Origin of the sequence: Sphingomonas sp. HITSZ_GF (assembly GCF_029543155.1) — a bacterium.
Lineage (GTDB): Bacteria > Pseudomonadota > Alphaproteobacteria > Sphingomonadales > Sphingomonadaceae > Sphingomonas.
In genome coordinates this window covers 16198-39843 of the sequence record NZ_JARQXA010000008.1, presented here as the reverse complement: position 1 = coordinate 39843, position 23646 = coordinate 16198, and the positions used below count along the sequence as shown (strand labels likewise).

Annotated in this window: 24 protein-coding genes; 12 read left to right on the top strand and 12 right to left on the bottom strand. The window is 66.5% G+C overall.

What is annotated here, in order from left to right:
* Together P6144_RS19070 and gmd are read right to left on the bottom strand one after the other, a co-directional pair.
* Entirely contained in the window at positions 1-945 is a 945-nt protein-coding gene (locus P6144_RS19070) for a GDP-L-fucose synthase (RefSeq protein WP_277769410.1), read from the bottom strand.
* 4 nt (positions 946-949) lie between these two features.
* Entirely contained in the window at positions 950-2014 is a 1065-nt protein-coding gene (gmd, locus tag P6144_RS19065) for a GDP-mannose 4,6-dehydratase (protein ID WP_277769409.1), read from the bottom strand.
* Positions 2015-2379: 365 nt separating this feature from the next.
* On the opposite strand from gmd, the gene P6144_RS19060 reads away from it, so the two are divergent.
* The 8 genes from P6144_RS19060 to P6144_RS19025 all read left to right on the top strand — a co-directional run bounded on the left by P6144_RS19060 (position 2380) and on the right by P6144_RS19025 (position 11324).
* Positions 2380-3777 (top strand): hypothetical protein, encoded by a 1398-nt coding sequence (locus P6144_RS19060; RefSeq protein ID WP_277769408.1) that lies wholly within the window; start codon positions 2380-2382, stop codon positions 3775-3777.
* A 141-nt stretch (positions 3778-3918) separates the two neighbouring features.
* Positions 3919-4923 carry a UDP-glucose 4-epimerase GalE gene (galE, locus tag P6144_RS19055; protein WP_277769407.1) on the top strand — a complete coding sequence of 335 codons (1005 nt, stop codon included), beginning with the start codon at positions 3919-3921 and terminating at the stop codon, positions 4921-4923.
* Positions 4924-4991: 68 nt separating this feature from the next.
* Positions 4992-5882: a sulfotransferase gene (locus P6144_RS19050; protein ID WP_277769406.1), complete on the top strand. Its 891-nt coding sequence runs from the start codon at positions 4992-4994 to the stop codon at positions 5880-5882.
* Between the two features lie 52 nt (positions 5883-5934).
* Positions 5935-7158, top strand: coding sequence for a glycosyltransferase family 4 protein (locus P6144_RS19045; RefSeq protein WP_277769405.1), 1224 nt, complete (start codon positions 5935-5937; stop codon positions 7156-7158).
* A gap of 72 nt (positions 7159-7230) precedes the next feature.
* Entirely contained in the window at positions 7231-7941 is a 711-nt protein-coding gene (locus P6144_RS19040; protein WP_277769404.1) for a glycosyltransferase family 2 protein, read from the top strand.
* A gap of 4 nt (positions 7942-7945) precedes the next feature.
* Positions 7946-8542 carry a hypothetical protein gene (locus tag P6144_RS19035; protein WP_277769403.1) on the top strand — a complete coding sequence of 199 codons (597 nt, stop codon included), beginning with the start codon at positions 7946-7948 and terminating at the stop codon, positions 8540-8542.
* Complete coding sequence (locus P6144_RS19030) at positions 8533-10575, top strand: glycosyltransferase 87 family protein (protein ID WP_277769402.1); 2043 nt, start codon at positions 8533-8535, stop codon at positions 10573-10575. The genes P6144_RS19035 and P6144_RS19030 overlap by 10 nt, the downstream gene beginning before the upstream one ends.
* A complete protein-coding gene (locus tag P6144_RS19025) occupies positions 10575-11324 on the top strand; it encodes an HAD family hydrolase (protein ID WP_277769401.1) in 750 nt (249 codons plus the stop codon). Before P6144_RS19030 ends, P6144_RS19025 begins: the two co-directional genes overlap by 1 nt.
* Here the strand turns inward: P6144_RS19025 and P6144_RS19020 are convergent, their stop codons facing one another.
* From P6144_RS19020 to P6144_RS19000, 5 genes are all read right to left on the bottom strand, one after another.
* Positions 11325-11744 carry a GtrA family protein gene (locus P6144_RS19020; RefSeq protein WP_277769400.1) on the bottom strand — a complete coding sequence of 140 codons (420 nt, stop codon included), beginning with the start codon at positions 11742-11744 and terminating at the stop codon, positions 11325-11327. It abuts the gene before it with no gap.
* Between the two features lie 17 nt (positions 11745-11761).
* Positions 11762-13492, bottom strand: coding sequence for an NTP transferase domain-containing protein (locus P6144_RS19015; RefSeq protein ID WP_277769399.1), 1731 nt, complete (start codon positions 13490-13492; stop codon positions 11762-11764).
* A gap of 2 nt (positions 13493-13494) precedes the next feature.
* Positions 13495-14490: a class II aldolase/adducin family protein gene (locus P6144_RS19010; protein WP_277769398.1), complete on the bottom strand. Its 996-nt coding sequence runs from the start codon at positions 14488-14490 to the stop codon at positions 13495-13497.
* Between the two features lie 72 nt (positions 14491-14562).
* Positions 14563-15327 (bottom strand): metallophosphoesterase family protein, encoded by a 765-nt coding sequence (locus tag P6144_RS19005; protein WP_277769397.1) that lies wholly within the window; start codon positions 15325-15327, stop codon positions 14563-14565.
* Positions 15328-15465: 138 nt separating this feature from the next.
* Positions 15466-15660, bottom strand: coding sequence for a hypothetical protein (locus tag P6144_RS19000; RefSeq protein ID WP_277769396.1), 195 nt, complete (start codon positions 15658-15660; stop codon positions 15466-15468).
* A gap of 539 nt (positions 15661-16199) precedes the next feature.
* Between P6144_RS19000 and P6144_RS18995 the strand changes: the two genes are divergently transcribed.
* Together P6144_RS18995 and P6144_RS18990 are read left to right on the top strand one after the other, a co-directional pair.
* Positions 16200-17201 (top strand): M48 family metallopeptidase, encoded by a 1002-nt coding sequence (locus tag P6144_RS18995; RefSeq protein WP_277769395.1) that lies wholly within the window; start codon positions 16200-16202, stop codon positions 17199-17201.
* 41 nt (positions 17202-17242) lie between these two features.
* Positions 17243-17971: a sugar transferase gene (locus tag P6144_RS18990; RefSeq protein WP_277769394.1), complete on the top strand. Its 729-nt coding sequence runs from the start codon at positions 17243-17245 to the stop codon at positions 17969-17971.
* Here P6144_RS18990 and wecC read toward each other — a convergent pair.
* From wecC to P6144_RS18975, 3 genes are read right to left on the bottom strand one after another with little or no spacing between them, the layout of a single operon-like run.
* Positions 17926-19221 carry a UDP-N-acetyl-D-mannosamine dehydrogenase gene (wecC, locus tag P6144_RS18985; protein WP_277769393.1) on the bottom strand — a complete coding sequence of 432 codons (1296 nt, stop codon included), beginning with the start codon at positions 19219-19221 and terminating at the stop codon, positions 17926-17928. The genes P6144_RS18990 and wecC overlap by 46 nt on opposite strands.
* On the bottom strand, positions 19205-20341 hold the full coding sequence (wecB, locus tag P6144_RS18980) for a UDP-N-acetylglucosamine 2-epimerase (non-hydrolyzing) (RefSeq protein ID WP_277769392.1): 1137 nt from the start codon (positions 20339-20341) through the stop codon (positions 19205-19207). Before wecB ends, wecC begins: the two co-directional genes overlap by 17 nt.
* A gap of 24 nt (positions 20342-20365) precedes the next feature.
* Positions 20366-20692: a hypothetical protein gene (locus P6144_RS18975; protein ID WP_277769391.1), complete on the bottom strand. Its 327-nt coding sequence runs from the start codon at positions 20690-20692 to the stop codon at positions 20366-20368.
* 176 nt (positions 20693-20868) lie between these two features.
* Here P6144_RS18975 and galU point away from each other — a divergent pair, with 176 nt between their 5' ends.
* A complete protein-coding gene (gene galU, locus P6144_RS18970; protein WP_277769390.1) occupies positions 20869-21741 on the top strand; it encodes a UTP--glucose-1-phosphate uridylyltransferase GalU in 873 nt (290 codons plus the stop codon).
* 119 nt (positions 21742-21860) lie between these two features.
* Here galU and msrB read toward each other — a convergent pair whose 3' ends face one another.
* Complete coding sequence (msrB, locus tag P6144_RS18965; RefSeq protein WP_277769389.1) at positions 21861-22310, bottom strand: peptide-methionine (R)-S-oxide reductase MsrB; 450 nt, start codon at positions 22308-22310, stop codon at positions 21861-21863.
* 83 nt (positions 22311-22393) lie between these two features.
* On the opposite strand from msrB, the gene P6144_RS18960 reads away from it, so the two are divergent.
* The gene (locus P6144_RS18960; RefSeq protein WP_277769388.1) at positions 22394-22654 is read left to right on the top strand and encodes a hypothetical protein; all 261 of its coding nucleotides are present in this window, start codon (positions 22394-22396) and stop codon (positions 22652-22654) included.
* 17 nt (positions 22655-22671) lie between these two features.
* Here P6144_RS18960 and P6144_RS18955 read toward each other — a convergent pair whose 3' ends face one another.
* Positions 22672-23628: a J domain-containing protein gene (locus tag P6144_RS18955; RefSeq protein WP_277769387.1), complete on the bottom strand. Its 957-nt coding sequence runs from the start codon at positions 23626-23628 to the stop codon at positions 22672-22674.
* Between the last annotated feature and the right edge of the window lie 18 nt (positions 23629-23646).

The following is a 23646-nucleotide window of genomic DNA, read 5'->3' as shown; positions in this document are numbered from 1 at the left end:
TCAGCGGCCCGCGTCGGCCTTGTGTTCCAGGAACCAGCGATAGGTGGCGGCGATGCCCTCGCGCAGCTCGATCCGCGGCTTCCAGCCGAGCCCGCGGATCTTGTCCGCCGACATCAGCTTGCGCGGCGTGCCGTCCGGCTTGGTCTCGTCGCGGACGATCTCGCCCTGGAAACCGACGATCTCGCAGACCAGCTGGGCCAGCTCGTAGATCGTCACATCCTCGCCGGAGCCGACATTGACGTGCTCGGCGTCCGAATACTGCTCGATCAGGTGGACGCAGGCATCGGCGCAGTCATCTGCGTGCAGGAACTCGCGGCGCGGCGTGCCGGTGCCCCAGATCACGATCTCGCTGGCGCCGGCCTGCTTGGCCTCGTGTGCCTTGCGCATCAGCGCGGGCAGCACATGGCTGGAATTGAGATCGAAATTGTCACCGGGGCCGTAGAGGTTGGTCGGCATCGCCGAGATGAAATCGCAGCCATGCTGGGCGCGATAGGCCTCGGCGAGCTTGATCCCGGCGATCTTGGCGATCGCATACCATTCGTTGGTCGGCTCGAGCGAGCCGGTGAGCAGCGCGGACTCGACGATCGGCTGCGGCGCGAACTTCGGGTAGATGCAGCTCGATCCGAGGAACAGCAGCTTGCCGACGCCGACGCGGTGCGAGGCCTCGATCAGGTTCGCCTCGATCATCAGGTTGTCGTAGAGGAAGTCCGCCGGATAGGTGGCGTTGGCCAGGATGCCGCCCACCTTCGCCGCGGCCACGACCACGACGTCGGGACGCTGGCTTTCCAGCCAGCGCCGCGTCGCCGCCTGATCGCGCAGGTCCGCGTCCTCGCGCGTGCTGGTGAGCACTACGCACTGCTTGTCGGCCAGCCGCCGCACGATCGCACTGCCGACCATGCCGCGATGGCCGGCGACATAGACGCGCTTGCCCTCGAGAGAATACATGCGCTCAGGCTTCCTTCATCACCACCGAGTCACGCATCACCTTCAGGTCTTCCTGCACCATCTCGCGCGCGAGGTCGCGCACCGAGGTCTCGTGCTTCCAGCCCAGCTTCTCGCGCGCCTTGGCGGGATCGCCGATCAGCAGCTCCACCTCGGTCGGGCGGAAATAGCGCGGATCGACTTCGACCAGGCAGCGGCCGGTCTCGCGGCAATAGCCTTTTTCGTCGACGCCGGTGCCCTTCCACTCCAGCGCGATGCCGACATCCTCGAACGCCCATTCGACGAAGGTGCGAACCGGGGTCGTCTCGCCGGTGGCGAGCACATAGTCGTCGGGCTCGTCCTGCTGCAGCATCATCCACATGCCGCGCACATATTCGCGGGCATGGCCCCAGTCGCGCTTGGCGTCGAGATTGCCGAGGAACAGCTTTTCCTGGCGGCCGAGCTTGATCGCCGCGGCGGCGCGGGTGATCTTGCGGGTGACGAAGGTCTCGCCGCGCAGCGGGCTCTCATGGTTGAACAGGATGCCGTTGGAGGCGTGCATCCCATAGGCCTCGCGATAGTTCACCACGATCCAATAGGCATAGAGCTTCGCCGCGGCATAGGGCGAGCGCGGATAGAAGGGCGTGGTCTCGCGCTGCGGCACTTCCTGGACCAGACCGTACAGCTCCGAGGTCGATGCCTGATAGAAGCGGGTCTTCTTCTCGAGGCCGAGGATACGGATCGCCTCGAGGATGCGCAGCACGCCGATGCCGTCGGAATTGGCGGTGTATTCCGGCGTCTCGAAGCTGACGGCGACATGGCTCTGCGCCGCGAGATTGTAGATCTCGTCCGGCTGCACTTCCTGGACGATCCGGATCAGGTTGGTGCTGTCCGTCAGATCGCCATAGTGGAGGATGAAATTGGGGTCCGGCAGGTGCGGATCCTGGTAGATGTCCTCGATGCGGCCGGTGTTGAACGACGAGGATCGGCGCTTGATGCCGTGGACGATGTAGTTCTTCTCAAGCAGGAACCGCGCGAGATATGCACCGTCCTGACCAGTAACACCGGTAATAAGCGCAACTTTCTGCTTCATTTCGTCGCTTCTTCCTGTCGAGAAATAGTCATGTCGCAAGGGGTGATGCCGAAGGCGATATGGATCGCGGAGCGGAGCGCGCGCATTCCCATCGCTTCGCAGGGCCGGGGCGCTTCGCTACCCCGCCTTGTTCGGCGCTGCTCTTGTCGTCGTCACTCGGAACCCCTCGGTGTGGCGCGGGCTGATGGGCCCGCAACGCGGTTCGTGTTTGCATGGATCGCGGCGCGAAGTCAGCAAAAATCTTCCGCACCGCAGTATTGCGATGCCAGCGCGGGATGAACCGCGCTGCATTCAATTTTGGCCTCGCGCTGCCGGGCGGCTTCGGGCAAAGCGTCCCCAAAGCTGGGGTGGTAGGCTGATTGTAGATGAGCAGTTCGGGGTTGTCGGCCGGTTCCTTTCACCAGCGCGTGTTCAAGGCTTTTCTCGGCAATGGCTTCAGTTTGGCGACGCGCGCGATCGTGCAATTCGCGCAGGTGCCGCTTTTTCTGTTCTTCTGGAGCGCCGATACCTATGGCGAGTGGCTGCTGCTCTACAGCATCCCCTCCTATCTGGCGCTGGCCGATTTCGGCATGGGCGATGCCGGAGCCAATGCGATGGTACGCGAGATGGCCGCTGGACGGCGGGAGCAGGCCCGCGCGATCTTCGCGGCGATCCGGGTCTTCATCGCCGCGATCAACATGGTCCTGCTGCTCGCGCTCGGCCTGGTCCTCTATGTGCTGCACGCGCAGGACGCGCTTCCGCTGCATCACATCACCGGCGACGAGCTGACCGCCACCCTGTTCTGGCTCGGCATCGCGGTCTGCGCCAGCCTGGCGGGTTCGATCAACTTCGCCGGGTTGCGCGGGATCGGGCGCTATCCCGAGCAATCGATGATCTGGAGCGTGGTGTCGCTGATCGAGCTGGGCGCGATCGCGCTGGCATTGGCGATCACGCCGCGGGCTTCGGTGGTGGCGGCGGCCTTGGCGGCGGTTCGGGTCGCACAATGGCTGTTCCTCGGCCTTTATCTGCGCTTCCGCGAGCGTGAGGTGGTCCTGCTGCGGCTGGCCGGCGTATGGGCGCAACTCCGCGCGCTGATCGTGCCGTCGCTCGGCTTCATGGCCTTCCCCATTGCCAATGCGATCCTGTTCCAGGGCTACAACATCCTGGTCGGCCTGGCGCTCGGCGCGCACAGCCTGGTCGTCTATTCCGCCTCGGCTACCGCGTCGCGCGTGCTGCAGATGGTGTTCGTGCCGATCTATTCGACGCTGATGGCCGAAGCCGCGATCCTGCTCGGCCGCGGGCGGACGCTGTTCCTGCGCAACCTGCACCGCGCGATGGCCTTCGCGATCGGTGTCGCCGCCCCGCTGGCGGGCTTCGGCCTGTTCGTTCTCGTCGTGCTGATCTTCCCCTTCTGGGTGCAGCGCAAGGTCGAGCTAGACATGGCGGCGTTCATCGTCCTGATCCTCGTCAACGTGCTGAAGGTCGCCTACTACCCGTCGTTCGGGATCATCTCCGCGGCGACCCGGCATTTGCGCTTCTCCACCGTCTGGACGATCTCCGCCGGGCTCGCGCTGGCGGCTTCCGCGGTGCTGGCACAGTTCCACCTGCCGCTCTGGGCGCTGCTGATGCCGCTCCTCGCGGTGGAGGTGACGCTCTACGTCATCGCCACGAGCGGCGCGGCACAGGTGCTGGATGACCGCTTCTTCGCGATCGTGCGAGGCCCCGCGGAGCTGCGCCGGATCGCGCGCCTGTCGCTGCGCAAGCTGCGGGCGCGCAGAGGGTAGGGCTCCCGCCGGCAAATACTTGAATTGCCGCTGGCTGTTGGCCAAGGAGTGCGATATCGCGATGCAGCAACAGCGCCGCCTGATCTCGATTTGGCGACAGGGAATTGGTTTGCGGTGCGGCGCGTGTTCTAAGGGGGTTTCGTGAAAGCGATCGTAATTGGTGGCGCCGGTTATGTCGGGGGGCATCTGTGCAAGGCGCTGGCCGGGGCGGGAATTGACTTCCTGGTGTACGATAATTTGTCGACGGGCCATGCTGATTTCGTTCGCTGGTCTCCGTTGGTGCAGGGGGATATCAACGACACCGTGCTGCTGAAGCGCACGATGGAAGACAATGGCGTCGATACCGTCTTCCATTTTGCGGCCAAGGCCTATGTCGGCGAATCCGTCGTCGATCCCGAGAAATACTATGTGAACAACGTGCGCGGCTCGATCTCGCTGCTCGAGGCGATGCGCGGGGCGGGAGTGCGTCATATCGTCTTCTCGTCCACCTGCGCGGTCTATGGCCAGCCGGACCGGATGCCGATCAACGAGCAGACGACGCCGCTGCCGATCAATCCCTATGGCCGCACCAAGCTGATGATCGAAAGCGCGCTCGCCGATTATTCGGCGGCCTATGGCATCGTCTATGCTGCGCTGCGCTATTTCAACGCGGCCGGCGCGGATCGCGGCGGCGAGATCGGCGAGCTCCACGATCCCGAGCCGCACGTCATCCCGCGGATCCTCATGGCGGCGGCGGGCCAGCTGCCCGCGATCGAAGTGATGGGCACCGACTATCCGACGCCCGACGGCACGGCGGTTCGCGACTATATCCATGTCGACGACCTCGCCGAGTTCCATCTGCGCGCGGTGCGTCACATCCGTGCGTCAGGCGAGAGCATCACCGTCAATCTCGGGACCGGCGCCGGCAAGTCGGTGCGGGAGCTGATCGATGCGGCGGAACGGGTCACGGGTTGCAAGATACCCGTGATCGACTCGCCGCGCCGGCCGGGCGACCCGCCCTCGCTCGTGGCGGATCCGGCCAAGGCGGAGCAGCTGCTGGGCTATCGCGCGCAGTACAGCGATGTCGACACCGTGATGGCGACCGCCTGGCAATGGCTGCAGCAGACGTCTGCGGTGTCCTCTCCCTCCCTTCAGGCGCGCGCGTAGCTAGCGTGTCCGTGTTGCAGGTGTTGCGCGTGCTTGAGAACCCTGATGTATCGCAAAGGCCCCCTGGCTTGCTCGCTGCGGCGACGCGCCTGGCGATAACCGGCACCCATCGCAGCGGCACGACGCTGCTCGGCCGGCTCATCGCCGCGGACCGCGGGAGCGCCCGGATCTTCGAACCCTTCAATCGCGACTTCGGCATCGAGGGCGTGGACCGCTGGTACGCCAATGCGGATGGCGCCGACCACCGCTGGGACGATCTTCTCGACCGCTTCCTGCGCGGCGAAGAGGGCCGGTTCCGCACGACCAGCAGCCTGTTCAAGCAATGGGCGTATTGGCTGAAGCCGTCGTCGAACCAGCGCGTCTATCACCGTGCGGTGCGCGTGCCGCCCAATCGGCTGATATTGAAGGATCCGTTCCTCGCGCTCGCTTCGCGGCAGCTGATCGAGCGCTACGGGTTCAAGGTCATCTACACGATCAAGCACCCGGTGGCATTCTACCGATCGCTGGTGCGCGTCGGCTGGCACAACATCATCCCGCTGGACGATCTTGTGGCACAGGGCGCGCTCGATCCCGCGGCGCGTGCGGCGGCGCAGACCCCGGCGGCCGAGGCCGGCCTGCTCTGGAACCTTGTAAACGCGCATGCAGTTGAGGTCCGGGCGGCGCATCCGCTGTCCGTCTCCTTCTGCCTGCACGAGGATTTCTGCCACAATCCGATAGACGAGACCCGGCGGGTCGCCGCCGACCTCGGCATTCCGTTCACGCCGGCGATCCAGGATGCGGTGGAGCGGCTGACTTCGGGTACGGTGGTGAGCCCGCCGGCGTCGAAGATCCACGAGCTAGTCCGCAATGCCCAGGCGCTGCCCGATCTGTGGCGTGGGGAAATCAACGCCGAGGACGAGCGTGCCCTTCGCGAGCTTTGCGAGCCGCTCTACGACGAAATCTATCGGAGGCTCTGGTGAGGGACATGGACCACCGCAATCAGCCTCCAATTCGGACCGGAGAAGTCGTCAGATGATAGTTGTCTCCAACGGCTTCAATCGTTTCTTCCTGTCGGTGATCGCATCGGAAATCGCCGCGGAGCAGAAGCTGTCGATGTTCCTCACTGGCGCCTATCCGACGCCGCGGCTGAAGTCGTGGCTGTCGCGGCTGGGCCTGGCCGGCAACCGCAAGATCGTGCGCCTGCTGGGGCGGGAAGAGAACATCCCGACCCGCTATGTCCGTTCGCTGTGGCTGAGCGAGGCGATCTATGCCGCGCGCGAGTTCGCAGGCCCGTTCGAGGAGAAGCTCAACCTCTGGGGTATGAAAGCCTATGGCGAGGCCGCGGCGCGGCTGCTTCCCCAGGCCGCGAAGCAGGGCGCGAAGATCTATCACTATCGTGCCGGCTATGGCGGGCGCTCGGTTCAGGTCGCCAAGGACCTGGGCATGGTGACGATCTGCGATCACTCGATCGCGCATCCCCGTTACGTCGAGGAGCTGATCCGGCATCGCGGCAATCTCGACAAGGTCGATCCGAATGCGCCGATCAGCGCAGTCGAGCGCTATATCGAGAGCGATTTCGAGCATGCTGACCAGTTTCTGTTCAACTCCGACTTCGTCCGCGAGACCTTCCTGCGGCTCGGCTACCCGGCGGAGAAGCTGAACGTCATCTATTGGGGCATCGACGACACGTTCGCGCGCCACATCCCGCCGCGCGACACGGTGGGCGAAGGGCCGCTGCACCTGTTCGTCCCCGCGCTCAACCCGCGCAAGGGCGCGCCCACGCTCGCCGAGGCGATGGCGGGGCTGGACGGTGTCGACTGGCGGATGACGATCGCCGGCTCGCTGGACGACGAGACCCGCGAATCGTGCGTGGCGCTGCTGGCGGATCCGCGGGTGACCGTGGTCGGCATGATCGCGCGCGAGAAGATGACCGACTATCTGGCGCGCTGCGACGCGGTGATCTTTCCGACCTATGCCGAGGGTTCGGCACGGGTGATCTTCGAGGCGCTCGCCGCGGGCGCCTATGTCATCACCACGCCCAATGCCGGATCGGTGATCCAGGACGGCGTCCATGGTCGGCTGGTGGCGCCGGGCGAAGCCGAGCCGCTTCGCGCCGCGATCGCCGAAGTGGCGACGCTGCGCGACCGCATCCCGGAGATCGGGCGGGGCAACGCCAGGATGATCCGCGAGGACTATAGCCAGCGCGACTATGGCCGGCACGTCGCCGCGCTCCATCAGCGGCTCATCGCCGGTTGAGGTCATAGGAAGCAGAGTCGGCGCTTGTGGGTGGCCGACGGGGTTGATAGCTGCGAGCGCGGAGGGGGGCGCATGCGATTCTCGTTGATCATTCCTTGCTATAACGAGGCGCTCAATCTGCCGGGGCTGCTCGAGCGCTGCGCGAAGCTGACCACTGATCCGCGCGTCGAGATCGTGCTCGTCGACAATGGCTCGACCGACGACACGCCCCAGGTGCTGCCGAAGCTGCTTGCGGGCATGACCGGCATCCGCTCGATCCGGGTTGGGGTGAATCGGGGGTATGGATTCGGAATCCTCTCCGGCCTTCGCGCGGGCGAGGGGGATATCCTGGGCTGGACGCATGCAGACCAGCAGACCGACCCGATGGATGCGGCAACCGGCCTCGCCTTTTTCGATAAGGCTGCCGATCCGACGCGGCTGTTCGTGAAGGGGCGGCGCTACGGGCGGCCGCTGGTCGACTCGGCATTCACCGCGGGCATGTCGGTGTTCGAGACGCTGCTCACCCAGCGCGTGATGCGCGACATCAACGCACAGCCGACCATGTTCCATCGCAGCTTCTTCGAGAGCTGGGACAATCCGCCGCACGATTTCGCGCTCGATCTCTATGCCTATTGGCTCGCCAAGGACGCCGGGCTGGCGATGCAGCGATTCCCGGTGCGCTTCGGCCCGCGCAAGTTCGGCGCTTCGCACTGGAACACCGGCATGAAGGCGCGGATGAAGTTCGTGCGGCGCACGCTCGCCTTCAGCTTCGACCTGAAGCGCAAGCGGCGTGCGGGGCGGTAAACGCATGGCCGAGACCGAAATCATCGCCCACCGGCGCAACCTGATCGACCAGTTGCGCGAGACGCCGACCGACCAGGGCATCGAGGTGGACATCCGCAGCCAGGGCGACCGGCTGGTGATCCACCACGATCCCTTTGCCGAAGGCGGGGATTTCGAGGCGTGGCTGGCGCATTACCGGCACGGCACGCTGATCCTCAACGTGAAGGAGGAAGGGCTGGAGGCCCGGCTGCTCGCGCTGATGGCGGCGCGCGGCATCGAGCGCTTCTTCTTCCTCGACCAGTCCTTTCCCTTCCTCGTGCGCGCGGCGCGGGCAGGGGAGCGCCGCTGCGCGGTGCGGGTATCGGAATATGAATCGGTGGAGACCGCGCTGGCGATCGCCCCGATGATCGATTGGGTGTGGGTGGACATCTTCACCCCGGCATTGCCGCGTGCGGAGGATCTCCGGGCGCTGAAGGCGGCGGGCCTCAAGCTTTGCCTCGTCTCGCCGGAGCTGCAGGGCCGGCCGCCGGCCGAGGAAGCCGCGCAGCTGCGCGCGCATGCGGCGGCCGCGGGCATCGCCTTCGATGCCGTGTGTACCAAGGAGCCGGCGCTTTGGAGATAAGTTTCGCGCTTCGCTTCGAGCGGCAGGGGTTCTGGCTGGGCCTGATCCTGCGCATCGCGCTGATCCTGCTGGCGGTGCCGGTCACCTATCAGAACTGGTTCCTGCGCTTCATCGAGCAGGTGCCGCACAGCGGATCGATCGACGTCTGGACGAGCTTCCTGGCAGCGGGCGGCGATCCCGCGGCCTTTCCCTATGGCCCGATCTACCTGCTCGTCTTCGCGCCGCTGACGCTGATCGGCGGGCTGATCGCCGATCGCGGCGCCGCGCTGGGGCTGGCGCTCACCGTGCTGGCGCTGGACTGGCTGTTGTTCCGGACGCTGCGGCGCCTGACCGATCCGAAGGGCGCGGCGCTGCTCACCTTCGCCTATTGGCTGTCCCCGATCGTCATCTATGTCTGCTACTGGCACGGCCAGCTCGATGTGCTGCCCGTTCTCGTCATCACCGCGGGCCTGGCGCTGCTGCGCAAGGGGCGGTTCGGCGCCGGAGGCATCACCATCGGCCTGGCCGCGGCGGCGAAGATGAGCATGGTCATCGCCTTCCCCTTTGTGTGGATCTACGGCCTTGCCGCCCGGCGCCTGCGCGATCGGGCGCTGCGGCTGGTGGGAGGCACGCTGATCAGCGTCGCGACGCTGGCGCCTTTCCTGTTCTCGCCGGGCTTCGGCAAGATGGTGCTGGGCACGCCGGAGAGCGCCAAGGTGTTCTCGCTCGTCATCGCCTATGACAACATGGTCGTCTATGTGATGCCGCTGGTCTTCGCGGCACTGGTGCTGGCGGCCTGGCGCGTGCGGCGCTTCAACTTCGACATCCTGTTCAACCTGATCGGGATCGGCTTCTTCATCCTGTTCCTGCTGACCCCGGCCTCGCCCGGCTGGTCGATGTGGCTGGTGCCGTTCCTGGCGGTGCACCTGACGCGATCGGGGCGTTCGGGCTGGCTGCTCGGCGGGCTGTTCTCGCTGCTGTTCGTCGGCTTCCACCTGTTCACCGCGAGCGGCGCCAGCCTGCCCTTCGCGGTGCCGCAGCTCACGCCGCCGCCGCGCGTGCTCAACATGCTGCTCTCGCTCGAGCTTGCGGCGGGCGGCATGATCGCTTTCCAGCTGCTGCAGAACGGGTTGCTGCGCGATCCCTTCTACCGGGCGACCCGCCACCCGCTGGCGATCGGCATCGCCGGCGATTCGGGGGCGGGCAAGGACACGCTGGCCTCGGCGCTGGAGAAGCTGTTCGGCGTTCCCTCGACCGCGCTGGTCTCGGGCGATGACTATCACAGCTGGGACCGGCACAAGCCGATGTGGCGCGCGCTGACGCACCTCAATCCCGACGCCAATGATCTCCGGCGCTTCGGCAATGACATCATCGGCCTGAAATCGGGCTACACGATCGAAGTGCCGCACTATGATCACAGCAGCGGCCGGATGACCAAGCCGCACCGTGTGTCGCCGACCGACGTGATCATCGCATCGGGCCTGCACGCGCTGTTCATTCCCGAGCTGAACGCGGCACTGAACCTTCGCATCTTCCTCGCCATGGACGAGGATCTGCGCGTGTGCCTGAAGGTGCGGCGCGACGTGCGGGTGCGGGGGCATTCGCTGGAGGCGGTGCTGTCTTCGCTGCGCAAGCGCGAAGCCGACAGCGCGCGCTACATCCGCCCCCAGGCGAACGCCGCGCATCTCGTCCTTTCGCTGTTCCCGGTCGATCCGGAGGACGTGAAGGACCCGCTGAACAACAACCGGCCGGTTCGCCTGGCGCTGCGCATCGGCGTGGCCGAAGGCGGCAATATCGAGAATCTCACCCGCACCCTGATCTCCATCCTGGGGCTCCAGGTCGTACCGGCGCCGGAGTCCAATGGGCGGCCGACGATCGAGGTGGTCGGCGATCCCTCGCCGGAGGACATTGCGATGGCGAGCGTGGCGCTGGTGCCCGGAATGGCCGATTATCTGGCCGTCGAGCCGCGCTGGGCCGGCGGGATGATGGGAATTATGCAGCTGGCAGTGCTCGATCAGCTCAGCCAGCGTTTGGCTTCGCGGAAAGGGGCGTAATGGAAATTCGTAACAAGGCGGCGTTCCGCTCGCCACCGAGCTGCGTCCTGCTCGACCTGGACAACACCTTCTACGCCTATGATCCCGCACATCGCGCCGGCATGGCCGCGGTCGAGACGCTGGTGGCCAACGCGCTGAATCTGGGCGCCCGGGACTTCAACAACTGCTTCGACGATGCCCGCACCGAGCTGAAGGCGCGGCTGGGCAAGACCGCGGCCTCGCACCACCGGCTGCTCTATTTCCAGCGGACGATCGAGCGCGCGGGCTTCTCCAGCCAGCCGCTGCTCGCGTTGCAGATGAACCAGGCCTATTGGCGCGCCTTCCTCAACGCCGCCACGCTGTTCAGCGAAGCGCTGGAGTTCCTCGACGATCTGCGCATCGGCGGCATCCCCGCGGTGATCGTCACCGATCTCACCGCGGAGACGCAGTTCCGCAAGATCATCCATTTCGGCATGGACCGGCTGGTCGACTGGATCGTCACGTCGGAGGAAGTGGGCTGCGAAAAGCCGTCGGCGCGCAATTTCGAGCTGGCGCTGGCCAAGCTCGGCGGAGTCGAGGGCACGGTGTGGATGGTCGGCGAGGAGCCGGTTTCCGATATCGGCGGCGCGCGTGCCGCGGTCGATGCGGTCACCATCCAGAAGCGCCACGCCGGCGTGAAGGTCTATGACAGCGGCGAGAATGCCCCGGACGCGGTGTTCGACAGCTTCGGCGAGCTGCGGCGGCTGCTGCGCGACGTCACGCGCGGCTGATCACTGCGCCTGCTGGCGCGCTTTCACCGTGCCCGCGAAGATCCAGAAGCGCATGCCGGCGAAATTGTAGATGGTGCAGACGCCCACCGCGATCAGGAAGGCGAGGGTGAACGAGAAGGCGCTCGCGGGCAGCACGGCCAGCGCCGCCTGGTTCACCGCCACGTTGAGCACGAGCGCGGTGGCATAGAGCGCCACGCAGCGCAGGATCACGCCCGCCCGGTCCGGCCCGGCATAGCCGAAGTTCCAGCGATAGTTGCACAGGATCGAGAAGCTGGTGCCGACCAGGTAGCCGATCGCCTTCGATCCGCCGACGGGCAGCGCAGTGAGCGCGATGCGATAGGCGATACCGTCGAACACCGTCGACATCACGCCCACCGCGACGAAGCGGATGAACTGCGCGTGCAGCTTGTCAGTGCTCAACAGGTTCCGCAGCATGTTCAGCGCGCGCCGATACCGATCGCCTGGGCGAGCCGGCGGATGGGGGAGGGCGATGCCGGTGCGACCGGGGCGGGTGTGCCCTCCGGGCGCGGCGCCGGTGCGGCACGATACTGCTCCAGCAGCGCCGGGATCGATGCGCTGGGCACCCGCGCGTCCTTCTCCAGGCGATAGGGATGGCTCTTCCACTTGTGGAAGCAGCTCTGCCAATATTCGAAGGTCTGGAGATCGATCGGGGTGCCCCAGCCGATATAATAATCGATCTCGAACAGCCGGACGTTGAGGCCCATGTCGACGCAGTCCTCGATCAGGCTGTCGACATAGAATTCGCCGTTCACGCGGCCGTCGCGCGCCACCAGCCGGTTCGCAGCCTCCTGGAAATCGCCCAGGCGGCGGAAGGTGAAGGTGCCGATGATCATCGGATCGACCTTCGGATCCTCTGGCACCTGTTTCACCCGCACGCCGGTCACGCGACCCTCGGCATCGGCATCGACCCAGCCGAACATGGTGGGGCGGCGCTCGCCATCGGCATGGCCGCGGATCACCCAGACCAGCACGTCCGCGCCGCTGTCCTCGTCGATCGCCCGTTCGAACGCCTCGAGGTTGTAGAGCATGCCGTTGTCGCACGCGCCGATCGTCACCGGCGCCTTGGGATCGAGTTCCTCGGCGCCGAACTGGCAGGTGATCGCCTGGCCCTCGGTCAGCGCCTCCAGCATGCGGAAGCGGGCACCGACGAAGGTCGCGCGGAGCTTGCGTTCGATCGCCTCGACGCCGGGCAGGTTCTGGCGCAGCACGAAGGTCTGCACCGGCGCGCTCGGCAGGTCGCGCATCGCCTGGACGACCATCGGCCGCCCCGACACCGGCACCAGCGGCTTGGGCAGGGCATAGCCGGCCTCGGCGAAGCGGCGGCCCTCGCCAGCCATCGGCAGCAGGATCGCGCCATGATGGCGCGCCTGGCGGCCGTCGCTGCCGGTCAGCCGGCGGAAGATGCTCGACCAGCGGAGATAGTCGGCCAGATCCTGCGGCGTGCCCCACTGCATGAAATGCTGGAGCTGGTAGATGGCGATCCGGCCGCCCTCGCGCGCCAGCACCTTGTAGGCGAGGCTGGCATAATATTCGCCGTTGACCTCGAGCTGCTGCTCCATCTGCTTGCGGAACATGTCGAGGCACAGCGCGCCGGAGCGGAAATAATAGGTCCCGCTGGAGGCATATTCCTCGAGCGGCTGATCGGTGAAGGGCTGCTTCTCCTGGATGTCCTCCATCCACAGCCCCTGCTGGCGCATATAGGCATAGAAGGTCGAGCCCAGGCTGTGGGGGTGGAAGCCCTTATAGGCGGGGACGCAACCGTCGCAGTCGGTCTCGCGGACGAAGGCGGCGAAATCCTCGAAGTCCCAATAGCAGGTGAAGTCGCAATAGTTGACGACGGTGGGCGCTTCGAGATCGATATATTGCGCGGCCTGCAGCACGGCGTTGACCGGCCCCAGCTTGTGCGGGCCGATCGGCACGATTCGTCCCTTGGGCGCGATCGCGCGCAGGATCTCGGCCATCCGGTAGGAAGGTTCGGCCAGGTGGTCGCTGTTGCAGATGAAGATGAAGTCGTGGTCGCCCGGGAAGAGGTCGACGACGTGCGCGATGATCGGCTTGCCGTCGACTTCGATCAGCGGCTTGGGCACCGCATAGCCGGCACGGCGGAAGCGCTCGCCGAAGCCCGACATCGGAATCACGATCTGCATTGTTACGCCCCCGGATCGAGGCGCGGATGCGCCGCCAGGTTCCTGCGATAGATTTCGGCATCCCAATTGGCCAGCACGTTTTCCGCCTCCGCGCTGAGGGGCGCGACGGTGGCGTTTGCGGGGATGCGGCGGGCCACTTCGCTGAGGCAGGCGGCCATTTCATGTGCCTCGTCGGGCAGGCCGGGGGCGAGCAGCGCGCCGGCGCCGGGGACAAAGTGCAGCAGCCGGTCCGGCTGGAGCGCGTCCGACTCCTCGTCGACGATCCCGGCGCCGCGGCCGAGGAAGACGACATGGTCGGGGTAGAGCGATCCGGTGGTGGCGTGGCGCAGCGCGGCGGGGTCGAGCGCGGCCAGGTGGGTCTGTTCGAGCCGGGCGGGCTCGAGGCCGAACCTGGCGGCAACACGCGCCAGCTTCTCTTCGTCGCGCGGGCCGGTTTCTGCCGGCGCATAAGCCAGCCGCCGGTCCACATCCGCCAGCAACGCCTCGATTGCCTGGAATGTCTCCCCCTGCAGAACGATGCCGTGATTGCCGAGAACCAGCACGTCCATCGGGCCGCGTTCCGCCAGACTGGCCTGGACGGCCTGCGCGACCGCCGCACCCGGCTGGAGATAGGGCAGGAACGCCCAGTTTAGGCCGGCAAGCCGCTCCGCCAGAACCGCCTCGGCATCCGCGCGAACCGCGACTGCGATCAGCGAAACCATGTGGAGATGCGCGACGATCGATCCGGGCATCACGGCGTGGAGGCTGGCCTCGATCGACGCGCGCAGCCCGTTGGCGCCCGTCGGTGCCTTACCCCCGTCGATCATCGCCAGCGCGTCGGTCATGGCGACGTCGACGAACACGTCTCGTGCCAGCGCATCGGCGAGGCGCAGGCCCGAGGCCTTTACCACCAGCCGGTCACCCTGTTTGCGCGAGGTGTTGCCCCCGGCGCCCTGGACCAGCAGGAAGTCGCTGCCCCATTTGGCGGAGAAGCTGGCAAGGTCGTTAAGGCTGGACATTGCTATGGATACTTCCGCTCGATTTGATTGCCGCGCTATCGCCGGCGCCGTGAAGGATGGCAAACTGCCGGATCAGATGTCCGTGGCTTGCAGCACCCAGTTCCGATCCGCTTCGAAGCCCATCGCGGTCAGCACGCCGCTGGCATAGGCGCCGGTATCGATGCCGATGCGATGCGGCAGCACTTCCACCTTGTCGCTGATCGTGTGGCCATGGACGATGATCTTATCCAGCCGCTTGCGATGGTTGAGGAACTCGTCGCGGATCCAGCGCAGGTCGCTTACCCGCTGCTCGGTGAGCGGGACGCCCGGGCGCACGCCGGCATGGACAAAGGCATAGTCGCCGACTTCGACCACGTCCTCGAAGGAGGAAAGGAAGCGCGCATGCTGCTCGGGCACTGCGTCGGATACCGCCTGGAGCAGTTCGGCATAGTCCAGCGAATCATAGGTCGGCTCGGAGACGCCATAGCTGACCGCGGTGGCGCGGCCGCCTATCCGGTTGAACAGCTTCACCGCGCTGGTGTCGCCTTCTAGCGTCAGCAGGAACACTTCCTCGTGGTTTCCCAAGAGGAAGCGAGTCGATCCTGCCGGGCGTTCGTCGGCGAGGCGGCGGCAATATTCGACGACGTCCGCCGATTGCGGCCCGCGATCGATCAGGTCGCCGAGGAAGATCAGGAGATAGGGCTGGCCGCCGGCATCCGCGTCGATCTTGCCGATCAGGTCCTTCAGAAGATCGAACCGGCCATGAATGTCACCGATGGCGTAAACCCGCTGGCCATCGGGAACGCGGGGAGCGGCGTTACGGCCTGCTTCCTTACTGGAGAAGAAACGCGACAGCATGATCCATGCGATACTGCGTTGGGGGAGACATTCAACATCTCCGTGCGCGCGCGCTTCGCGGAAGCGTTGAGATGCGCTCAAAACAAAAGTGGCGGCCGTTAGGCCGCCACTTCGAAACTCTGCCTTGGCAGCCGAAGACTACGGGCTGTCGGGCGTGTCGTCGCTGTCAGCGAGAACCACGGCGCCGCCGATGATGGCGACGGTGGCGAGAACGCCGATCAGCACGGCCGGAGCCAGCTCGCTCTTGTCGTCGCTCGAGGTCGAAGCGCGAACGCCCGACAGCGACAGCTTCGACGCGCTCGTCGGAGCGGCCAGAACAGGGGCGGTAGCCATCGACGCGATAGCAGCTGCCGTAAGAAGCTTAGTGAACACTCTTTTTCTCCCTCTTTCGAGCTCTGGTGCTCTCGTCAGGTAGTCCTATGACACAGGACCTACGCAGTCGCAACACCTCAAACTTTGGCTACGGCGAGAAAGTTCCCGACGTGACCCATTGGCAACACCTGGTCCGGTTTGTCCGAACTCACGTTAGCACCCGGTCGACCCGAACCAAGTGGTTACGCAGCCGTCCTTAACGCGCTGCACCAATATCGCCAAGGGGGTTAATTTAGTCTCTCAGCCGAAATGGGCGTGTTTCGTGATGGTTAGAGGGGATTTTTTGTGACGTTTTCGTGGCAGTGGCCGATGCCGGTTCGAGCTGCGCTGCAAAAATCCATCGCGCGATCCCGAATCGGTAGCATCCGGCGATTCGCTAAAAGGAGAGCAGGGGGCGTTTGGCGATGACGCCGGCTGCGCGTAGGAGAGGCGACATGAAATCCGCGTTCCGTACATTTCGCACCCGCACGCGTTCCGGTCGAAAGGGTGCCCTGGCGGGCTTGGCCGCGCTTGCCGCGCTCCCGGCGATTCCGGCGATTCCGGCGCATGCAGACGATGCGCCGCTGTTCGAAGCGGTGCGGGCGGCGGACATGCGGGTCGCCGGCATTGGCTGGCGCCTCGCGACCGCCAATGCGCGGCTGTGCGACCGAATCGAGGCGGGCACCGGCCTCCAGCTCCACACGCTCGACCAGTTCGACGCAAATGCCCGCGAATCGGCGCGCGCCCATTTCAAGTTCGCCGCGCCGGTGGCGGTGGAAGGTGTGATCACGGGCAGTCCTGCGGATGCTGCCGGGCTGCGGGCCGATGATTCGCTGGTGCGTGTCGGCACCGTGGACATCGCGGCGCTGCCGGGAAAGCCCGGTACCACCGACAGGCTGGTGGCTGCACAGCTTGCCATTGCCGCATTGCCGACAGACGCGCCGATCGCGATCGAGGCGATTCGCGCAGGCGCGCCGATCCGGATGACGCTCCAGCCGGTGCGAGCCTGCAAGTCGCGTTTCGAGCTGGAACTGAACGACGGCTTTTCCGCTTCGGCGGACGGCGCGATGGTGCAGATCGGCTCCGGCTTCCTGGACGATTATCCCGACGACCAGCTTGCCGCGGTGATCGCGCACGAATTCGCGCACAACATCCTGCATCACCGCGATCGCCTCGAGGCGCGCGGCGTCGACTATGGGCTGCTCTCGGGCTTCGGCGCCAATGTGAAATATTTCCGCCAGACCGAAATCCAGGCCGATCTCCTCTCGGTCTATCTGCTCGCCAATGCCGACTATCCGGCGCGCGCGAGCGTCGCCTTCTGGAAGCATTTCGGGCCGAGCAAGGCAGGTGGCATCCTGCGCAGCCGCTCGCATCCGGCGTGGCGCGACCGGGTCGCCACGCTCGAAGCGGAGGCCGCCAAGGTCGAAACGCTTTCCGCACGGCCCGCCGTGCCCGGGTTGATCGCCGATCGCGACAAGCCGCTCGACGGCGACTGGCAATCGATCCTGGTCCGCAGCCGCTGAGGCGCTTGCCGGAGGCGGCGTCTCCCGGTTAACCCGGCAGCATGAGAGAGCGGACGGGACGCAGCTTCGAGATCGTGACCGCCGCGCTGCTGATGGGGGCGGTCGCTCCCATCCTGCTCGCTGCGATGCTTGCCATCTGGCTGGAGGACAGGCGCGCGCCGCTCTATCGCGCACGCCGGCTGGGGCGGGGTGGGCAGCCCTTTTCGATGCTCAAGCTGCGCACGATGGTGTGCGATGCCGAGCTGCAGGGCGGGCGACTGGCGCCGGAAGGCGATCCACGCGTGACTCGCGTAGGGCGCCTGCTACGCCGCTGGAAGATCGACGAGCTGCCGCAATTCGCCAATGTGCTGCGCGGCGAGATGGCGCTGGTCGGCCCCCGGCCCGACACGTTGTGCGCTGCGGAGGATTATGCGGCCGAGGATCTGCGGCTGCTCGCCGTGCGCCCCGGGATCACCTGCTTCGCCTCGATCCTGTTCTTCGACGAAGGGCGGGCGCTGGCACGGGTCGCCGATCCGCTGGCGCATTATCAGGCAGTGATCCGCCCGCAGAAGCTGCGCCTGGGCCTTGCCTGGCTCGAGCACCGCTCGCGCCGAAGCGATGCGGCGATCCTCGGGCTCACCATGCTGGCTTTCGTCGCGCGGCCGCTCGCCCGCCGCGGAGTGGCGGCGATGCTGCGGGCGCGGGAAGCGGATGGCGAGTTGCTGGCCCTGTGCGGGCCCGCGGATCAGCTCGCCAGCCGGAGCGGCTCGCCGGCAGCGGCGCGGGGCTGATCCGGCCAGATGCCGCGCGTGTCATAGACCAGCTTGTCGGCGCGCTCGTCGAGCGGGACCGACTTGAACACGTCGTGATCGACCAGCACCACGAAGATACCGCAGCTTTCGATCGCGCTGTCGATGTCGATCAGCCCGGCGCCGGTGCCGTCGAACGGCTTGGGCAGGGCATCGGCATAGGGCTCGACGATCTGGACGCGCTCGCCGAAACGCTCGGCCAGCGCGGCAGCGACCTTGAGCGCGGGGCTTTCGCGGAAATCGTCGATGTTCGCCTTGAAGGCCAGGCCGAGGCAGGCGACGCGTGCCGCCGGGTTCGATTCGATCATCGCGGCAGCATGGCCGATGACGTAGTCGGTCTTGCCGTCGTTCACTTCGCGGGCGGTGCGGATCAGCGGCGTCTGCTCGGGCGCGGCGCTGACCAGGAACCAGGGATCGACTGCGATGCAATGCCCGCCCACACCCGGGCCCGGCGACAGGATGTTGACGCGCGGGTGGCGGTTGGCGAGGCGGATCACTTCCCACACGTCGACACCCATATTCTCGGCAACGAGGCTCAGCTCGTTGGCGAAGGCGATGTTGACGTCGCGGAAGGCGTTCTCGGTGAGCTTGGTCATCTCCGCGGCCTTGGCCGTGGTGGTGACGCAGGCGCCGCGCACGAAGCGGCGATAGAATTGCAGCGCCTTGCGGGCGCAGCGCGGAGTGATGCCGCCGATGACTCGGTCATTGTCGATGAGCTCGACCAGGATGCGGCCGGGCAGCACGCGCTCGGGGCAATAGGCGATGGCGACATCGGCGCTGCCGGTGCAGTGGCCTGGGATCTTGAGGTCGGGGCGGAGCTGGGCGAGCAGTTCGGCGACCTTCTCGGTGGTGCCGACGGGCGAGGTCGATTCGAGGATCACCACGTCGCCGGCCTTGAGCGTGATCGCGACGTTGGTCGCGGCCTTGAGCACATAGCCGATGTCGGGTGCGTGGTTCTCGCCGAAGGGGGTGGGGACGGCTATGACGAAGACATCCGCCTCTTCCACCTTGAGCGAGGCACGCAGATTGCCGCGGGCGACGACGCCCGAGACAAGGCCGTCCAGGTCGATCTCCTCGATATGGACCTTGCCCGAATTGACCGTGTCGACCACGGACTGGTGGACGTCGACACCCAGCACCCGCGCGCCGGTGCGCGCGATCACCGCTGCCGTGGGAAGCCCGATATAGCCCAGGCCGAGAACACAGACCTTGAGCTCAGAATCCGAAACCATGTGCGACGATCCCCGCAATCCGCTCGGAAGCATGGCCGTCGCCGAACGGATTGTGGGCGCGGGCCATGGCCGAATAGGCCGAGGGTACGTCCAGGAGGGTTGAGATTTCGGAAACGATACGCTCCGGGCTGGTCCCGACCAGCTTGGCAGTGCCCGCGACAACACCTTCGGGGCGTTCGGTCGTCTCGCGCATCACCAGCACCGGCTTGCCGAGCGCGGGCGCTTCTTCCTGCACGCCGCCCGAATCGCTGAGCACGACGTCGCAAAGCTCGAGCGCCCGGATGAAGTGCGGATAGTCGAGCGGTTCGATGCGGGCGACGTTCGGGCGGTCGCCCAGCACCTTGTCCATCGCCGCGACGACGTTGGGATTGGGATGCATCGGGAAGAGGATCGCGGTGTCGTCGCGATCGGCGATCTGGCCGAGCGCCCGGGCGATATCCTCCATGCCGCCGCCGAAATTCTCGCGGCGATGCGTGGTGACGAGCACGATGCGCTTGCCGGCGAAGCGGCTGGCGATCGGGTCGAGCCCGGCCGCCAGCTCGGGTTCGGCCGCGATCCTGGCGCGGGTGGCGAGCAGCGCGTCGATCACCGTGTTGCCGGTGACGTGGATCGTCGCCGGATCGATGTTCTCGCGGCGCAGTGCATCGGCGGCGGTGTCGGTCGGGGCGAAATGCTGGTCGGCGATCGGCGCGACGATGCGGCGGTTCACCTCTTCGGGCCAGGGCTGGTAGATGTCGCCCGAGCGCAGCCCGGCCTCGACATGGCTGACCGGGACCTTGCGATAATAGGCCGCGAGCGCGCCGACCATGGCGGTGGCGGTGTCGCCCTGGACGATCACTCGGTCGGGCTTCTCGTCGTCCATCACCTTGCCCAGGCCGGTGAGCAGCCGGGCGGTGAGCTGGTCGAGCGTCTGGCCCGGCTCCATCAGGTCGAGGTCGACGTCGGGCGTCAGCCCGGCGATCGACAGCACCTGATCGAGCAGCCCGCGATGCTGGGCGGTGACGCAGGTCCGCACGTCGAGCCCGGGGACGGCGGCGAGCGCGCGGACGACCGGGAAGAGCTTGATGGCCTCGGGGCGGGTGCCGAAGATCAGGAGGATGCGGCGGGACGGCTTGGACATGCCCGTCCGCATAGCAGATCGGGCTTAACGCGCCTCTAACCGTGCCTGGCGCTCGAGCCAGGTGCGGCCTGCGGCGACCAGCATCAGCGCGACCGCCGTGGCGATCAGGTCGTTTGCCCAGTCATCCCATTCGGCGAGGCGGCCGACGTTCATCAGCAGCTGGGCGATCTCGATCGCGGCGCCGAAAAGGGCGAAGGCGAGGAACTGCCAGATCGGCTTCACCTGCGGCCAGGCGAGGCTGCTCAGCACGGGCAGGGCGGCAAAGGCAAGCAAGTGTCGCGCGGGCCCGGATTCGACGACCTGCCCCATTGGCCCCGGAGTCAGCGCGAGGAAGGTCACAACAAGGGCCATCAGGGCAAAGGACAGGCGCAGCACAGCAATCGGCATGCCCGCGACATCGCATATGTTGCAGTGCAATACGAGGCTGTCTTCGCCGCAATCGCCGCTCTCCGCGCACGCTATACCGATTGCGCGGCGCCGCAATGGCGGGTAGCAGCGCGCGAGTATTTCGGAGATCAATTCGGGTTATGACCATCAAGCCGTTGCGAAAGGCCGTGTTCCCCGTGGGCGGCCTGGGTACTCGTTTTCTGCCGGCAACCAAGGCGATGCCGAAGGAAATGCTTCCCGTCGTCGACCGCCCGCTGATCCAGTACGCCGTGGACGAGGCGCTGGAGGCCGGCATCGAGCAGATGATCTTCGTAACCGGCCGCGGCAAGAGCGCGATCGAGGACCATTTCGACATCGCCTATGAGCTCGAGACCACGATGTCGGCCCGCGGCAAGTCGCTCGACATCCTCGACGCGACCCGCCTGAAGCCCGGCGCCGTGGCCTATGTCCGCCAGCAGGAGCCGATGGGCCTGGGCCATGCCGTGTGGTGCGCCCGTGACATCGTGGGCGACGAGCCCTTCGCGGTGCTGCTCGCCGACGACTTCATGCTCGGCAAGCCGGGCTGCCTGAAGCAGATGGTCGATGCCTATAACAAGGTCGGCGGCAACCTGATCTGCGCCGAAGTGGTGCCCGACGACCAGACGCATCGCTACGGCATCATCACGCCGGGCGCGCAGGACGGCGCGCTGACCGAGGTGAAGGGGCTGGTCGAGAAGCCTGCAGCGGGCACGGCGCCGTCGAACCTGTCGGTGATCGGCCGCTATATCCTGCAGCCCGAAGTGATGCGGGTGCTCGAGAAGCAGGGCAAGGGCGCGGGCGGCGAGATCCAGCTGACCGACGCGATGGCGCAGATGATCGGCGACCAGCAGTTCCACGGCGTCACCTTCGCCGGCACGCGCTATGACTGCGGCGACAAGGCCGGCTTCATCCAGGCGAACATCGCGGTGGCGCTGGAGCGCGAGGACATCGCCCCGGCGATTCGCGATTTCATGGCGAGCCGCCGTCCCGGATAGGCTCCAAACTTCACGAAGTTCGCGCTTGTGCGGAAATAAAATCGAGGTTCCGACCTGTCAAAGAGCGGCGGCGCGAGGCCGCCGCACGATGACAGCAGGCGAAATCCTACATTGCAAGCTCAGGCCGGTTCGCGGACCTGGTCCAGATAGGCGCCATAGCCTTCGGCCTCCATCTGCGCGCGCGGCACGAAGCGCAGCGAGGCGGAGTTGATGCAGTAGCGCAGCCCGCCGCGATCCAGCGGCCCGTCGTCGAAGACGTGGCCGAGATGGCTGTCGCCGCCGGCCGAGCGGACTTCGGTGCGGATCATGCCGTGGCTGGCATCGCCCAGCTCGGCGACATTAGCGGGCTCGATCGGCCGGGTGAAGCTGGGCCAGCCGCAGCCGGATTCATATTTGTCGGTCGAGGCGAACAGCGGCTCGCCCGAGACGATGTCGACATAGATGCCGGCGTCCTTGTTGTTGAGGTATTTGCCGGTGCCGGGGCGCTCGGTGCCGTTCTGCTGGGTGACCCGATATTCCTCGGGCGACAGCGCGGCGAGGGCGGATTCGGTCTTGCGATAGTCGGTCATGGGGAATCTCCCTTTCGCTCCGCTATGTGGGGATTGGGAGGGGGCGCTTCCAAGGGGGCGCGGCGATCGGCTAGGAGCGGCGCATGGCGAAGAAGAAGCGCTACCTCACCGCGACCATGCCCGACGGCTATGTGAAGACGATCGGGCCGACCTCCGCGCCCTTCACCCATTACTGGCGGATCGTCGCGCATCTGGGCGGCGGGCGTACCGAAGTGTTCTGGGGCCACGCCAAGTCGCTGCGCGAAGCCGAGGGCAAGAAGGCCGCGACCGCGGATGCGGCGAGGCAGCGCGGCTGGGAACGCTATGATTTCGAAGTCGTCGCGCTGAGCGAAAGCTTCGGCTGAGCGGCCGGGCTACCCGGTCATTCTCCTGTCGGAAGACGCGCCGAAGGTGGTTGCTCGCCGACGCGCGCCTCGAACTTGTCGAGCATCGTCGCGAGGACGAGCGCGCGGATCCGATCGATGCGGGCCGCGACAAGCGCCGCGTCGGAGGAGACCGAAGCATAGCGTTCGGGCAGGGTCAGCGCGGCCTGCTCGAAATAGGCCGCGCCGGGATCGGGCGCCGTGAACATGCCCTTGGCGGAGGCCAGCCCGGCGATGTCGATCGCGGTGCAGCCATCCAGCGCCGCCCAGCCCGAGGCTTGCTGCGCACCGGCGCATTTCCGCCCCTCGACGACTGCCGCGGCGCTGTCCTGCGCGGCCAGCGCCGCGAACTGCTCCACCGTTGCGGTGATTGCTGCTTCGTCGATGTCGGGCGGAGGGCCGTTCCTGCCGGCAGGCGTGCCCGATGTCGTCGCCGCGACGATCGGCGCGTCGAGCCCGAGCAGGCGGCGGGCATTGTCGCGCGCCTGCGCGACGGTGGGATTGGTGATGATGCCGTCGACGAGGCGCTGCACGGGCGCGGGGAAGGGGAGATCGTTGCGCGCGACATAGAAGGCCAGTCCGCCGGCCAGCGTGACCACGAAGGCGGCGATGGCGAGGTCGCGCCGGCGACGCCGGAGCCGCCATTTGGCCGTCTTCGCCGCGAAGCCCGTGCGGGGCGCCGCCGCTTTCCAGGCCGTGGCCGGCCGGGGGCGCGGCACCGGCGCGCTGGGCGGCGGGTTGCGGCTGCGATCATAGGCGGCGCGGGCCTCGGGCGTGATCAGCAGCTTGAACGCAGCGTTGATCCTGGCCGCCTGCTCGGCGGCATCCGGGGCAGTGCTCGCATCGGGATGATATTTGCGCATCAGCGCCTTCCAGGCGGCGCGAATCACGACATCGTCGGCCTTGGGGCTGAGGCCGAGCACTGCATATGGATCGATGTTGTTCGGCCCCGGCATGGCCCGCTATTTATCAGG

Excerpts from the sequence above, each read along its gene's own strand:
- galU (WP_277769390.1), top strand. The coding sequence starts at position 20,869 with ATGACCATCAAGCCGTTGCGAAAGGCCGTGTTCCCCGTGGGCGGCCTG.
- wecC (WP_277769393.1), bottom strand. The coding sequence starts at position 19,221 with ATGGTTTCGGATTCTGAGCTCAAGGTCTGTGTTCTCGGCCTGGGCTAT.
- P6144_RS19015 (WP_277769399.1), bottom strand. The coding sequence starts at position 13,492 with ATGCAGATCGTGATTCCGATGTCGGGCTTCGGCGAGCGCTTCCGCCGT.
- P6144_RS19035 (WP_277769403.1), top strand. The coding sequence starts at position 7,946 with ATGGCCGAGACCGAAATCATCGCCCACCGGCGCAACCTGATCGACCAG.
- P6144_RS18960 (WP_277769388.1), top strand. The coding sequence starts at position 22,394 with ATGGCGAAGAAGAAGCGCTACCTCACCGCGACCATGCCCGACGGCTAT.
- P6144_RS18990 (WP_277769394.1), top strand. The coding sequence starts at position 17,243 with ATGAGAGAGCGGACGGGACGCAGCTTCGAGATCGTGACCGCCGCGCTG.
- P6144_RS18975 (WP_277769391.1), bottom strand. The coding sequence starts at position 20,692 with ATGGCCCTTGTTGTGACCTTCCTCGCGCTGACTCCGGGGCCAATGGGG.
- P6144_RS19010 (WP_277769398.1), bottom strand. The coding sequence starts at position 14,490 with ATGTCCAGCCTTAACGACCTTGCCAGCTTCTCCGCCAAATGGGGCAGC.
- P6144_RS19060 (WP_277769408.1), top strand. The coding sequence starts at position 2,380 with ATGAGCAGTTCGGGGTTGTCGGCCGGTTCCTTTCACCAGCGCGTGTTC.
- P6144_RS18955 (WP_277769387.1), bottom strand. The coding sequence starts at position 23,628 with ATGCCGGGGCCGAACAACATCGATCCATATGCAGTGCTCGGCCTCAGC.
- P6144_RS19000 (WP_277769396.1), bottom strand. The coding sequence starts at position 15,660 with ATGGCTACCGCCCCTGTTCTGGCCGCTCCGACGAGCGCGTCGAAGCTG.
- P6144_RS19040 (WP_277769404.1), top strand. The coding sequence starts at position 7,231 with ATGCGATTCTCGTTGATCATTCCTTGCTATAACGAGGCGCTCAATCTG.
- msrB (WP_277769389.1), bottom strand. The coding sequence starts at position 22,310 with ATGACCGACTATCGCAAGACCGAATCCGCCCTCGCCGCGCTGTCGCCC.
- gmd (WP_277769409.1), bottom strand. The coding sequence starts at position 2,014 with ATGAAGCAGAAAGTTGCGCTTATTACCGGTGTTACTGGTCAGGACGGT.
- P6144_RS19045 (WP_277769405.1), top strand. The coding sequence starts at position 5,935 with ATGATAGTTGTCTCCAACGGCTTCAATCGTTTCTTCCTGTCGGTGATC.
- wecB (WP_277769392.1), bottom strand. The coding sequence starts at position 20,341 with ATGTCCAAGCCGTCCCGCCGCATCCTCCTGATCTTCGGCACCCGCCCC.
- P6144_RS19070 (WP_277769410.1), bottom strand. The coding sequence starts at position 945 with ATGTATTCTCTCGAGGGCAAGCGCGTCTATGTCGCCGGCCATCGCGGC.
- P6144_RS19025 (WP_277769401.1), top strand. The coding sequence starts at position 10,575 with ATGGAAATTCGTAACAAGGCGGCGTTCCGCTCGCCACCGAGCTGCGTC.
- P6144_RS19005 (WP_277769397.1), bottom strand. The coding sequence starts at position 15,327 with ATGCTGTCGCGTTTCTTCTCCAGTAAGGAAGCAGGCCGTAACGCCGCT.